Origin of the sequence: Kitasatospora sp. NPDC047058, assembly GCF_040643935.1 — a bacterium.
In the GTDB taxonomy this organism is placed as follows: Bacteria; Actinomycetota; Actinomycetes; order Streptomycetales; family Streptomycetaceae; genus Kitasatospora.
In genome coordinates this window covers 1-13,246 of the sequence record NZ_JBEYVJ010000196.1, presented here as the reverse complement: position 1 = coordinate 13,246, position 13,246 = coordinate 1, and the positions used below count along the sequence as shown (strand labels likewise).

The 13,246-nt window shown below is 74.1% G+C and carries 9 protein-coding genes; 6 read left to right on the top strand and 3 right to left on the bottom strand.

All coding sequences use genetic code 11. The annotated features are described in order from the left end of the window. Positions 1–257: 257 nt before the first annotated feature. The 3 genes from ABZ885_RS25215 to ABZ885_RS25205 all read left to right on the top strand — a co-directional run bounded on the left by ABZ885_RS25215 (position 258) and on the right by ABZ885_RS25205 (position 6,870). Positions 258–1,625, top strand: coding sequence for a chloride channel protein (locus ABZ885_RS25215; protein WP_360192793.1), 1,368 nt, complete (start codon positions 258–260; stop codon positions 1,623–1,625). 148 nt (positions 1,626–1,773) lie between these two features. After that, the gene (locus ABZ885_RS25210; RefSeq protein ID WP_360192791.1) at positions 1,774–2,205 is read left to right on the top strand and encodes a hypothetical protein; all 432 of its coding nucleotides are present in this window, start codon (positions 1,774–1,776) and stop codon (positions 2,203–2,205) included. 363 nt (positions 2,206–2,568) lie between these two features. Further along, positions 2,569–6,870, top strand: coding sequence for a molybdopterin-dependent oxidoreductase (locus tag ABZ885_RS25205; protein ID WP_360192788.1), 4,302 nt, complete (start codon positions 2,569–2,571; stop codon positions 6,868–6,870). A gap of 49 nt (positions 6,871–6,919) precedes the next feature. Here ABZ885_RS25205 and ABZ885_RS25200 read toward each other — a convergent pair whose 3' ends face one another. The 3 genes from ABZ885_RS25200 to ABZ885_RS25190 all read right to left on the bottom strand — a co-directional run bounded on the left by ABZ885_RS25200 (position 6,920) and on the right by ABZ885_RS25190 (position 9,320). Next, positions 6,920–7,765 carry a DUF4097 family beta strand repeat-containing protein gene (locus tag ABZ885_RS25200; RefSeq protein ID WP_360192785.1) on the bottom strand — a complete coding sequence of 282 codons (846 nt, stop codon included), beginning with the start codon at positions 7,763–7,765 and terminating at the stop codon, positions 6,920–6,922. Positions 7,766–7,848: 83 nt separating this feature from the next. Then, the gene (locus ABZ885_RS25195; protein ID WP_360192782.1) at positions 7,849–8,367 is read right to left on the bottom strand and encodes a hypothetical protein; all 519 of its coding nucleotides are present in this window, start codon (positions 8,365–8,367) and stop codon (positions 7,849–7,851) included. 311 nt (positions 8,368–8,678) lie between these two features. Continuing rightward, positions 8,679–9,320, bottom strand: coding sequence for a hypothetical protein (locus ABZ885_RS25190; RefSeq protein WP_360192779.1), 642 nt, complete (start codon positions 9,318–9,320; stop codon positions 8,679–8,681). Between the two features lie 377 nt (positions 9,321–9,697). On the opposite strand from ABZ885_RS25190, the gene ABZ885_RS25185 reads away from it, so the two are divergent. The 3 genes from ABZ885_RS25185 (at position 9,698) to ABZ885_RS25175 (ending at position 13,160) form a co-directional block, all read left to right on the top strand. Then, the gene (locus ABZ885_RS25185) at positions 9,698–10,492 is read left to right on the top strand and encodes a metal-dependent hydrolase (protein ID WP_360192776.1); all 795 of its coding nucleotides are present in this window, start codon (positions 9,698–9,700) and stop codon (positions 10,490–10,492) included. Between the two features lie 215 nt (positions 10,493–10,707). Continuing rightward, complete coding sequence (locus tag ABZ885_RS25180) at positions 10,708–12,138, top strand: hemolysin family protein (protein WP_360192773.1); 1,431 nt, start codon at positions 10,708–10,710, stop codon at positions 12,136–12,138. Next, positions 12,135–13,160 carry a hemolysin family protein gene (locus ABZ885_RS25175; RefSeq protein ID WP_360192771.1) on the top strand — a complete coding sequence of 342 codons (1,026 nt, stop codon included), beginning with the start codon at positions 12,135–12,137 and terminating at the stop codon, positions 13,158–13,160. Before ABZ885_RS25180 ends, ABZ885_RS25175 begins: the two co-directional genes overlap by 4 nt. The last annotated feature ends 86 nt before the right edge of the window (positions 13,161–13,246 follow it).

Below are 13,246 nucleotides of genomic sequence, written 5' to 3'. Positions count from 1 at the left end.
GGGCGGCCACATCGACAACCCGGTGCTGCGCGAGCAGCTCGGCGGGATGTTCACCGCGATCCCCGCACTGACCGCCGACGGAACCGCCCGCGCCCGCGATGATGCCAGGGACGGACGCGCACCGGCCGCCGGGCGGCCGGGTGCCGCCCAGCCGGGCAGCACGGAGGGCCGGGCCGAGCGGCCCCGACCCACCGACCAGACCCAGGCCCCCTACGACCGGCGTTCCGGTCGGGCCAGACGCCGAGGAGACGATGCACATGCCGGCCGGACCGCCCGCGGAGCCCATCGGGGCCGCCGCAGCGCCGCAGAACCCGCTGGCGATCGTCCGCAGCCGCGGATACGTGTCGGTGCTGGTGCTCTCGGCACTGCTCGGTGTCCCGATCTCGGCCGGCGCGTTCGGCTTCCTCGCCCTGGTCTCCGAACTCCAGTCGCTGGTCTACACCGACCTGCCGAAGGGCCTCGGCTTCCACGGCACCCCCGACTGGTGGGCGATCCCGCCGCTCGCGGTGGCCGGCGTGCTGGTCGCCCTGACGATCCGGTACCTGCCGGGTGAGGGCGGCCACCGGCCGGCCGAAGGGCTCAAGACCGGCGGTACCCCCTCGTTCGCCACCGTGCCCGGGGTGGCGATCGCCGCGATCACCTCGCTGAGCCTGGGTGTCGTCCTCGGCCCGGAGGCCCCGCTGATCGCGCTCGGCGGCGGGCTCGCCGTCGGCGTGGCCAGGCTGCTGAAACGCGGCGCCCCGCCGAGCTCCGTCGCCGTGATCGGTGCGGCCGGCAGCTTCGCGGCCATCAGCGAGCTGCTGGGCTCCCCGCTGGTCGGCGCCTTCCTGCTGATGGAGGCCTCCGGGGTGGGCGGCCCGATGATGGGCGTGCTGCTGGTGCCCGGCCTGCTCTCCTCGGGCATCGGATCGCTGATCTTCACCGGTCTCGGCAGCTGGACCGGGCTCGGCACCTACTCGCTGGCGCTGAACCAGGCGCCGCCCGCCGGCCGCCCCACCCTGGGCGAGTTCGGCTGGGCGCTCGTCGTGGGCGTCCTCGCCGCGCTGCTCGGCGAGGCGATCCGCCGCTCCGCGCTGGCCATGCAGGACCTGGTCGACCGCCACCGGCTGCCGCTCACCGTCCTGGCGGGCCTGGTGGTCGGCGTGACCGCCCTGGTGTACGCCGAGCTCACCGACCGGCCGGTCACCGGAGTGCTCTTCTCCGGCCAGGACGCGCTCGGCCCGCTGCTGGACGGCAGCGCCGGGTACACCGCGGCCACCCTGGTCGCCCTGCTGGTGTGCAAGTCGCTGGCCTACAGCGTTTCGATGAGCGCCTTCCGCGGCGGCCCGGTCTTCCCCGCCGTGTTCACGGGCGCGGCGGGCGGCCTCGCCCTCTCCCATCTGCCCGGCCTGGGCACCACCGCCGGATTCGCCATGGGCATGGGCGCGATGGCGGTGGCCATGCTGAAGCTGCCCCTGACCTCCGTCATGCTGGCCAGCCTGCTGCTCGGCGCGGACGGACTGACCGTGATGCCGCTGGTGATCGTCGCCGTCGTGGTCGCCTACGTCGGCACGCTGCGGCTCGCCCGGCTCCCCGGCGCGCCCCCGCCCGGAGCACGGCCCGGGCCGGCGGCACCACCCGCCTGACCCGTCCGGCTGCGCCTCCCCGTCGAGCAGGCGGCCCCCGGGGAACGCTGGAGTCGCCGAACGATCACCGCCGTGGCAACTTGGTCATGTAGGCCTCCGGCCGGGTCGCACGGAAACGGGCGACGGATCTCTGCGAAGGAGCCCGATCATGGCCAGCAATGTCAGCGCAGCACCAGAGGGTTCTCACGTCAGCCGGAAGCCGTTCGCGACCGGCTGGACCACCTTCGCGGCCTGCATGATGATCTTCGGCGGAACGATGGCGGCCCTTGAGGGGATCGGTGCCATCGTCAACGACGATCGCTACGTCATCACCGGTAACTACGTCTACAAGTTCGACGTCACCGGCTGGGGCTGGCTGCACCTCATCCTGGGCATCGTGATCATCGTGACGGGCTTCATGCTCTTCACCGGTGCGATGTGGGCACGGATCGTCGGTGTGGTCGCCGTGGGGATGAACATGATCGTCAACTTCCTGTGGCTGCCCTACTACCCGTTCTGGGCGATCGTCCTGATCGCGATCGACGTCTTCATCATCTGGGCCCTGACGGCGGGGACGCACCGACAGCAGGCCCACGTCTAGAGGCGTGCCGGACACGCCTTAGCAGCTGTCGCGCGGTGCCGGGCTCGGCGAGGGCCCGGCACCGGCGTACGGGCCGGGCACCCGCGGCGCGCACCGCACCGCGGTCGGCACGGCGCCCCGGTCCGGCGATCCGTCCCGCCGGCCGGCCGGGTGCTCACGCCCGGGGGCGTCGGGTGTGCGGTGGGGTTTACGTCGCGGCGCGGACTTCGTGATCTCTCGGTAATGCCGTCTTCCTACGGTGCCGGTGGTGGGACTCCCCACCGTCGGACGGCGCGGGCCCGCAGCGGCCTGGGCCGGCGATGACGAGGCGCGACCTGAGAGGGAGCCGTGGTGCCGGCACCGAGCCCGAAGCCTGCCAGGACCGTGAGGACCGTCTGTTCGTACTGCGGCGTCGGCTGCGGGGTGGTGCTCGACGTGGCCGACGGGGCGGCGGGGCGACGCACGGTGGTCAAGGCGTCGGGGGACCGGAGCCACCCCGCCAACGCCGGACGGCTGTGCACCAAGGGTGCGACCACCGGGGACATGCTCGCCGCTCCCGGGCGCCTCGGCACGGCGCTGCTGCGGACCGGGCGCGGGGCCGAGGCGGTACCGGCCGACGTCGACGCCGCGATCTCCGCCACCGCACGGCGCCTGCGGGCCGTCCTCGACGAGCACGGGCCGGACGCGGTGGCGTTCTACGTCTCGGGCCAGATGACGCTGGAGGCCCAGTACCTGGCGAACAAGCTGGCGAAGGGCTTCGTCGGCACCAACCAGATCGAGTCCAACTCCCGGCTGTGCATGGCGAGCGCCGGCAGCGGCTACAAGCTGTCGCTCGGCGCGGACGGGCCGCCCGGCTCGTACCGGGACTTCGACCACGCGGACGTCTTCTTCGTGATCGGCTCCAACATGGCCGACTGCCACCCGATCCTGTTCCTGCGGATGATGGACCGGGTCAAGGCGGGCGCCAGGCTCATCGTGGTCGACCCGCGCCGCAGCGCGACCGCCGACAAGGCCGACCTCTTCCTGCAGATCAGACCTGGTACGGACCTGGCGCTGCTCAACGGGCTGCTGCACCTGCTGGTGGAGAACGGCCACACCGACCCGGAGTTCATTGCGGAGTTCACCGACGGCTGGGAGGCGATGCCGGACTTCCTGCGGGACTACCCGCCGGCGAAGGTCGCCGAGGTCACCGGGATCCCGGAGGAGGACATCCGCGCGGCCGCCCGGCTGATCGGCGAGGCGGGCGAGTGGATGAGCTGCTGGACGATGGGGCTCAACCAGTCCACGCACGGCACCTGGAACACCAACGCCCTGGTCAACCTGCACCTGGCCACCGGCGCGATCTGCCGCCCCGGCAGCGGCCCGTTCTCGCTCACCGGCCAGCCGAACGCGATGGGCGGCCGGGAGATGGGCTACATGGGGCCCGGGCTGCCCGGCCAGCGCTCGGTGCTGGACCCGGAGGACCGGGCCTTCACGGAGGAGCTCTGGGGCCTGCCCGCCGGCACGCTGCGCACCGACGTCGGCCGGGGCACCATCGAGATGTTCGAGCGGATGGCCGAGGGCGCGATCAAGGCGTGCTGGATCATCTGCACCAACCCGGTCGCCTCGGTCGCCAACCGGAAGACCGTCATCGCCGGTCTGGAGGCCGCCGAACTCGTCATCACCCAGGACGTGTTCGCCGACACCGAGACCAACGCGTACGCCGACGTGGTGCTGCCCGCCGCGATGTGGGCCGAGGCCGAGGGGGTGCTGGTCAACTCGGAGCGCAACCTGACGCTGGCCCGGCCGGCCGCCGATCCCGTCGGGCAGGCGCTGCCGGACTGGCAGATCATCGACCGGATCGCCTGCGAGCTGGGCTTCGGGGACGCCTTCGGGTACGCGAGCGCCGAGGAGGTCTTCGAGGAGATCAAGCGGGCGTGGAACCCGAAGACCGGCTGGGACCTGCGCGGCGTCACGTACGAGCGGCTGCGCGAGACCCCCGTGCAGTGGCCCGCGGCACGCGTCGACGGGCCGGACCGCAACCCCGTCCGCTACCTCAACGACGGCGTCAGCCAGGCGCTGCTGGAACGCCCGGACGGCAGCCGGCCCCGGCTGGCCTTCCCGACCCCGAGCGGCCGCGCCGCGTTCTTCGCCCGGCCGCACCTCCCGGCCGCCGAACTGCCGGACGACGACTACCCGTTCGTGCTCAACACCGGCCGCCTGCAGCACCAGTGGCACACCCTCACCAAGACCGGCAAGGTCGCCAAGCTCAACAAGCTGAACCCCGGCCCCTTCGTGGAGGTCCACCCGCGGGACGCCGAGGCGCTGGACATCGCCGAGGGCGACCACCTGGAGATCGCCTCCCGGCGCGGCCGGGCGGTGCTGCCGGCCGTGGTCACCGACCGGGTCCGGCCGGGGGACTGCTTCGCGCCGTTCCACTGGAACGACCTCTTCGGCGAGTACCTCAGCATCAACGCCGTGACCAGCGACGCGGTGGACCCGATCTCCTTCCAGCCGGAGTTCAAGGTCTGCGCCGTCGCGCTCCGCGCGGTCGCGGCGCCCGCCGCCGTGGAGCCCGCGGCCGGGGACTCCGTCGGCGCCCCGGCCGGCGGGGACGTCCCGGCTCCGCGTGAGCCGGGCCTCGCGGTGCCGGCTCTTGCGGAGTCGGCCGAGCCGGTGAGGGCTCTCGCGGCGATCCTCGGCGTCGCCGACCTCGCGCCGCCCGCGCTGACCACGGCCGAGCGGACGTACGTCGCTGGCTTCCTCGCCGGACTGCAGTCCGTGCCGCCGCAGGCCGCCACCGTGCCCGTCCTCCCGGCCGGGGCGCCGCTGGACCCGGAGCGGGCCGGATGGATCAACGGCGTGCTGGCCGGGACGTACTCGCGCACCGTGGTCTCCGGCACCGCGGTCCCCGGCCTCGGCGCCTCCGGGCTCGGAACCCGGGCGGCCCCGCTGCTGCCCGGCGGAGCGACGGCCGTCCAGGAGCCGCCGGCACCGGCGCGCGCGGTGGCCGTGCTGTGGGCCTCCCAGACGGGTAACGCCGAGGAGGTCGCCGCCGGGGCCGCCGACCGCCTGGCGGCCGAGGGCTGGCAGCCGCTGCTGCTCGGCATGGACGAGGCGGGGCCCGACACGCTGGCGGCCGGGACCCCGGTCCTCCTGATCACCAGCACCTTCGGCGACGGTGAGGCGCCCGACAACGGGTCGGCGTTCTGGGACCGCCTCACGGCGGACGGCCTCCCGGACGCCGCCGCGCTGCGCTACGCCGTCCTCGCCCTCGGGGACTCGGCCTACGACGACTTCTGCGGCCACGGCCGCCGCCTCGACCAGCGCCTCGGCGAGCTCGGCGCCGTCCGGCTCGCCCCCCGGACCGACTGCGAGCCCGACTACGGGCAGGCGGCCGACCGGTGGCTCGACCAGGTCGTCTCGGCCCTGGCCGAGCAGGCGACGGCCACCGCCGCAGCGGCTCTTCCGGCGGATCCGGCCACCCCGGTTACCGCGTCCACGCCGGCCACCCCGGCCACCCCGGCCCCCCCGTCGACCCCGGCCGCCGGGCCGTCGGCCTCGTCGGGAAGGCCCGGCTACTCCAGGAGCTCACCCTTCGGCACGCTGCTGATCGGCAACCGGCTCCTCAGCCTCCCGGGCTCCGCCAAGGAGGTCAGGCAGTTCGCCTTCGACACCCGTGGGGGCGACCACGGCGACCTGGTCTACGAGGCCGGCGACGCGCTCGGCGTCTGGCCGGTCAACCACCCCGGGCTCGTGAGCGAATGGCTCGCGGTCACCGGGATCGACCCGGACGAGACCGTCACCCTCGGCGACGCGGGGGAGATCCCGTTCGCCGACGCGCTGCGGAGCCGCCTGGAGATCGCCAGGGTCACCCCGGACCTGCTGCGCTTCGTGGCCGAGCGCTCCGGCGACCGCGAGCTCAGGCGGCTGCTGCGCCCGGACAACACGGGGGAGCTGGCCAAGTGGAGCTGGGGCCGGCAGGCGGTGGACCTGGTCGGTGCGCTGCCCGTGCGGGCCCGCGCCGAGGAGTGGGCCGGCGTGCTGAAGCGCCTTCAGCCGCGGCTGTACTCGATATCGTCCAGCCCGCTCGCCCACCCGGACGAGGTGCGGCTCACGGTGTCCGTGGTCCGCTACCCCAACGACTCCGGGCGCACGCGCAACGGGGTCTGCTCCACCTACCTCGCCGACCACGCGGACGACGGGCCGGTGCCCGTCTTCGTCCAGCGCTCCCCGCACTTCCGGCCCCCGGCCGACCCCGCCGCACCGATGATCATGGTCGGCCCCGGCACCGGCATCGCCCCCTTCATCGGCTTCCTGGAGGAGCGCCGGGCCGCCGGTCACACCGGGCCGAACTGGCTGTTCTTCGGCGAGCAGCGGGAGGCGACGGACTTCTACTACCGCGAGGAACTCGCCGCGTTCCGGGCGTCGGGGCACCTGGACCGCCTCGACCTCGCCTTCTCCCGCGACCAGCGGAACAAGGTCTACGTCCAGGACCGGATGCGCGAGCACGGCCCCCGGCTGTGGGACTGGCTCCGGAACGGCGCCCACTTCTACGTCTGCGGGGACGCCTCACGGATGGCCAAGGACGTCGACCGGGCGCTGCGCGAGATCGCCCGGGCCCACGGCGGCCTCACCGAGGAGGAGGCCGCCGTCCACGTCAAGCAGCTCGCCGCCGACAAGCGCTACGTCCGCGACGTCTACTGATGCGTGCGGCGGGGGGCCGGTGCTGCGGTCGGCCGGCCGCAGCACCGGATCAGGACTTGGCGCGCAGGATGTCGATGTTGCCGTACCGGGTGCGGGCGCGGACCTCGACGGTCTCCTCGGTCTCCTCGGGGGCCTCCCAGGTGGTGAGCGTGTTGCGCACCTGCCCGGCGGTCGAGCTGACGTCGAGCCACGCGGCGGTGCCCTGCCGGACGCCGACCTCGATCGCGCCGTAGGAGGTCTCCAGCTGGACGCTGCCGCGGACCACGTCGCCCACGCGCAGGGTGCCGTGCGCGGTGGTCGCGGCGACCGAGGCCTCGGCGCGCCGGATCTCGATGTCCCCGTTGGCGCCGCTGACCCGCAGCTCCCCGGCCGCGGTGCCGACGGTCGTCGTGCCGTGCGAGTTCTTCAGGACGGCGTCGCCGCCGAGGGTCCCGATCCGCAGGCTGCCGGAGCTGGTGGTGATCTCGGCCGGGCCCTCGACCCGGTCCACGGTGATCGAGCCGTGCGAGGCGGTCAGCTTCAACGGACCGGTCGTGTCGAGGCGGGCGTCACCGGTCGAGGTCTTCACCCGGACCTCGCCGAGCCGGCCCTCGCCCAGCACCTGGGCCCAGGCCCCGGTCACGTCGACGTGCGAGCCCGTGGGCAGCTCGACCGTCACGTCGACGGTGCCGGTGCGCCCGACGAGGTAGCGCGGCTTGGGCGTCCGGATGCTCAGGACGCCGCCCGCGTACGCGACCTCGGTCTGCTCGGCGGCCCGCACGTCCTGGTCCTTCTTCGGTTCGCGGGGCTGCACCCCGACGACGGTGTCGGGGCGGTCCACCGCGGTGAAGCGGATGGAGCCGGCCTCCACGTGGGCGGTGACGGAGATCGGTTCGGGAGTGTCGAAAGAAGGCATGGCTGTACCGTCCTCTTGGCCTTGGTGGCGTCCCCGCTGGTGGGACGTGGTGGGTGTGTGAGGTGGCGCCGGTGCGGGTGCGGTCAGCGCACCCAGCCCGTGATGCTCTGTCCGATGGTCTGGGTCCGCTCCGGCGTGCGCGGCCGCGGGCCGCCCTCGACCGCGGCCGACACGGCCCGCACCAGCCACGCGTTGACCGACAGGCCTTCGCGGTTCGCGGCCTCCTCGGCGCGCGCCTTGAGGTGGGCCGGCAGCCGCAGGTTGACGCGGGCGGTGCCGCCCTCGTCGCCGTCGGCGGGGGCCGGGGCCTTGAGCGGTTCGAGCGGGGCGGCCGGCTCCGCGGCGGTGCCGCCGGCGGTGGGCGGCAGCGTCACCACGAAGTCCGGGTCCAGCCCGCGCAGCCGTACGTCGACCGAACCGGGGGCGAGCTCACGGGTGATCTCGTCCATCGCGGCGGAGAGCACGTTGAGCATGGTCAGCCGGGTCACCGACTCCAGAGGGGCGGTGAGCCTCTCGGCCAGCTCGCGGGCGTCTTCGCCGCCGGCTTCGGCAGCCACCGCGAGTTCGCGGCGGAGGGTGTCGACATACGGGGTGAGGTCCATGCGGTCATGATGGCACCACTATGGCGCCATGGCAAGCCTGGGTCGCGCCACCTGGGTCGACATGGTGGCGAATGTCCGCTCTGGGCTGGTGAAACGCGCAGGTGTCGAGGCGGGTCACGGTGGCGCCAGGCATGCCGGAGGTGTCCCGGGCGATCGGATTGGCGCGCGGTGGCACCTGAATGACGCCTCTCCGGTGCCACCGAAGGTGCGGACCTGTGCCATCCGGCGTCCGTCGAGGCCGCGCCCCGGTGGGTGTCACGGGCGCGGGCCGGGTGGCCCGCCGTGCCGGGAGGGGCCGGGCCGGGGGCGGGTCACGGGACGAACATGGCGCCGAGGAGGCCGGCGCCCTCGGCCGCGGCGGCCCGCCAGAGCGGCAGCACGCCGTCCAGCATCGCGGCCGCCTCGCGGGGGTGGCCGTCGCCGCTCTCGCAGAGCCACTCCACCGTGCGGGCCTCGGCCGCGCGGCGTTCCCCGGGGGGCAGCGTCAGTGCCCGCTCCACGGCCGGCAGGGCGGTGCGGACCTGCTGCGCCGTCAGCAGCATGTCGCCGAACCAGCCCGGCAGTGCGGCGAACCGGCCCGGGCCCAGGCCGTGCGCCAGGGCGGCGGCGGGGTAGCCCTTGCTGCAGCCGGCGGCCAGCGCCAGGCGCTGCCAGCGGGCGGGGAGCCGGTCCAGCGCCGCGTAGATCTCCTGGTCGTACCCGGCCAGCGGGCAGGCGCCGGAGAGTTCCTGGAACGCCTCGCTGTCGGCGTCCAGGGTCATCGTCCGGCCGCGGCCGTGGCCGACCCGGCGCAGCCCGGCGACCCGGTCGGGTGCCGCGCACCAGTGCCGCCAGAGCTCCTGCGTCCGTTCGCGCGAGCGCTGCTCCTCGACGGGCGGGCGCAGCACCGCCGCCACGTCCGGCACCGCCTCGTCCGGCAGCGGAGCCAGGACCCACATCCCGAGGAAACCCATCGCGTCCCCGGTCTCAGCGCGGCCGGCGTGCGGCGGGGGAAGGGGCGGACGGCCGGGCGGGCCGGGGTGGGACGGTCACGAAGGGCTCCTTCACAGCGGGGGAGGAACGGGGGCGAGGACGAAGCGCCAGGCTACGCGGGCCCTCTGACAGGGGCCCATCGACCGGCGCCCGCACCGGGCGTCAGCTGAGACGTCCGGGACCCGGGGTGCACCACCGCCGGTCGTGAACGAACCTGTGTGGCCGCGTGCTGGGAGCAGAGTGGCGGCCGAGCCGGGCACACGGGGGTGGGGTTGCATGATCGTCAGTCGATATGCTGCGGGACCGTCGGGCGCGAGGGGCGCCTGGTGACCGAGCCGACCGAGGGATGGTTGTTGCGATGATGGGACCGGCGCACTCGCTTTCCGGGGCGGCGGCCTGGCTGGGGGTGGGCGCGGCCGCGGCGGCCTGGGACCACCCGATGCCCTGGCCGGTGCTGCTCGCAGGGGCCCTGATCTGCGCGGGAGCGGCCCTCGCACCCGACCTCGACCACAAGGCGGCGACCATATCGCGCGCCTTCGGGCCGGTCTCCCGCGCGCTGTGCGAGGTGATCGACAACCTCTCGTACGCGGTCTACAAGTCGACCCGCGGCAAGGGTGACCCGCGCCGCTCCGGCGGGCACCGGACGCTCACCCACACCTGGGTCTGGGCGGTGCTCTGCGGCGCCGGCGCGTCGGCGGCCTGCGTCTACGGCGGCCGGTGGGGCGTCCTGGTGGTGCTCTTCGTCCACATGGTGCTGGCCATCGAGGGACTGCTGTGGCGGCACGCCCGGGTCTCCAGCGACGTGCTGGTCTGGCTGCTCGGCGCGTGCAGCGCGTGGATGCTGGTCGAGGTGCTCGACAAGCCCGGCAACGGCGCCGCCTGGCTGTTCACCGAGCCCGGCCAGGAGTACCTGTGGGTGGGCCTGCCGATCGTGCTCGGCGCGCTGGTGCACTGCATCGGTGACGCGCTGACCGTCTCCGGCTGCCCCGTCCTGTGGCCGATCCCGATCGGCCGCCGCCGCTGGTACCCGGTCGGCCCGCCGAAGGGCATGCGGTTCCGGGCCGGCAGCCGGGTCGAGATCAAGATCCTGATGCCGGTCTTCATGGCCCTGGGCGGGGTCGGGGCCCTGGGGGCGCTCGACCTGATCGGCTGACGGCCGGACACCGTGACGGCCCTGCACCGTCTTGATTTGCGAACCCTTTACACTCCTGTAGAGCGACCGGCCGGGCCCCGCGGCCCGGCCGCCCGTTCGAACCGATCACCCTCACGCCGTAAAGGAGTCGCGGTCCCCGCGATGGACGAGCCTCCCAGTGCCCACCGTGCCGCTGTTGCCCTGACGTCTTCACCTGCCGGGGCGGGGGTGGCACGGTGACCGAAGTGCTCCTGCTGCTCCTCGCCCTGCTGCTCACCGCCGCCTGCGCGGTGTTCGTCGCCGCCGAGTTCTCGCTGACCACCGTCGAGCGCGGTGCGGTGGAACGGGCGGCCGCGAACGGCGAGCGCGGCGCCGCCACCGCGCTGAAGGCGGTCGGGCGGCTGACGTTCCAGCTCTCCGGCGCCCAGCTGGGCATCACCATCACCAGCCTGGTCATCGGCATGATCGCCCAGCCGTCGGTGGCCGCGCTGCTGCGCGGACCGCTGACCGCGCTCGGCCTGCCGGCCGGGGCCGCCGACACCGTCTCCGTCCTGCTCGGCGTGCTGCTGTCGACGGTGGTGCTGATGGTGGCCGGCGAGCTGGTGCCGAAGAACTGGGCGATCTCCCGGCCGCTCGCGGTGGCCAAGGTGGTGGCCGGGCCGCAGTACTGGTTCTCGGCCGCGTTCTCGCCGTTCATCGGCCACCTGAACAACACCGCCAACCGCGTGGTGCGCCGGCTCGGCCTGGAGCCCGCCGAGCACCTGGCCTCCGCCCGCACCCCGCAGGAGCTGGTCGCGCTGGCCCGCCACTCGGCCCGCGCGGGGGCGATAGCGCCCGACACCGCCGAACTGTTCGTCCGCTCGCTGAACCTGCGCGAGCTGACGGCGGAGAACGTGATGACCCCGCGGGTCGACGTCCGGGCGCTGGAGGAGCGTGCCACCGCCGCCGACGTCGCCAACCTGACCCGCGCCACCGGCCTGTCCCGGTTCCCGGTCTACCGGGGCAACCTCGACCAGGTGGTCGGCGCCGTCCACATCAAGGACGCGCTCACCGTCCCCGCGGACCGGCGCCACCTGCACCCCGTGGCGAACCTGATGACCGAGCCGCTGCTGGTGCCCGAGACGCTCACCGTCGACCGCCTGCTGGACCGGCTGCGCGGCGAGCAGACCATGGCCGTCGTCATCGACGAGTACGGCGGCACGGCCGGGATCGCCACCCTGGAGGACATCGTCGAGGAGGTCGTCGGCGAGGTCGTGGACGAGCACGACCCGGCCGAACTGGCGGACCTGATCGACCTCGGCGAGGGCCGGGACGGCCGCCACCGCTGGGACGCGGACGGCATCACCCGCACCGACCAGCTGGAGACGATCGGCATCCCGGACACCGAGGGCCCGTACGAGACGCTGGCCGGTCTGATCGCCGACCGGCTCGGCCGCATCCCCGTCCCGGGCGACCGGGTCGAGGCGGGCGGCTGGCTCCTCGAGGTCATGGCCGTCGCCCACCACGTCGCCGAGCGGGTGCGGATCACCGGACCCGAGCCGGGGGACGAGGCGGAAGCCGAGAACGGCTCCGGTCCCGGTTCCGGCTTCGGCTCCGGTCCCGGTTCCGGCTTCGGTTCCGGTTCCGGTTCCGGATCCGGATCCGAGTCCGGGGAGGGCACCCGATGACCGTCGTCCAGCTCCTCATCGGCCTGCTCACCCTGGTGACCAACGCCTTCTTCGTCGGCGGCGAGTTCGCGCTGATCTCGGTGCGCCGCAGCCAGGTCGAACCGCGCGCCGAGGCCGGCGACCGCCGCGCCCGGACGGTGATCTGGGGCCTGGAGCACGTCTCCGCGATGCTGGCCACCGCCCAGCTCGGCATCACCGTCTCCTCGCTGGTGCTCGGCGCGGTCGCCGAACCGGCCATCGCGCACCTGCTGGAGCCGCCGTTCCACGCCGTCGGCGTGCCGGACTCGCTGATCCACCCGATCGCGTTCGTGATCGCGCTGACCGTCGCGACCTACCTGCACATGCTGCTCGGCGAGATGATCCCGAAGAACATCGCGCTGGCCGCGCCGGAGCGCGCCGCGTACCTGCTGGTGCCGCCACTGGTCGCCGCGACCAGGGCGCTGCGCCCGGTCGCCTTCTCCATCAACGCCTTCGCCAACCGCATCCTGCGGCTGCTCAAGGTCGAGCCGAAGGACGAGGTCGCCTCGGTGTTCAGCGAGGAGGAGCTGGCCCGGATGGTCCAGGACTCCTCCGACGCCGAGCTGCTCAGCGAGCGCGACACCGAACTGCTCCGGGACGCGCTGGAGCTGGGCTCCCGTCCGGTCTCGGAGGTGGTCACCCCGCGCGGGCGGATCGTCTTCGCCCGCCCCGGCACCACGCCGGAGGAGCTGGAGCAGCTCGCCGCCCGCACCGGCTACTCGCGCTTCCCGGTCCTCACCGAGGACCGTACGGTGACCGGCTACCTGCACATCAAGGACGCACTGGAGGAGGATGGCGCCCGGGACCGGCCGTTCCCCGCCCGCGTGCTGCGGCCGATCGCCCGCGTTCCCGCGGACACCCCGCTGGACGACGTGCTCACCGCGATGCGCCGCTCCGGCACCCACCTCGCGGCGGCGGTCGAGGCCGACGGGACGGCCATCGGCCTGGTCACCATGGAGGACGTGCTGAAGGAGCTCGTCCGCCCGGTGCCCGCGGGTTCCTGACCGTCCGCCGGGGCGGTCGACATCGGAGCGGGCGACGACGAGGCGGGCGCTGCGGGACCGGCGCCCGCCCCGGCGGGAGCCGGTCC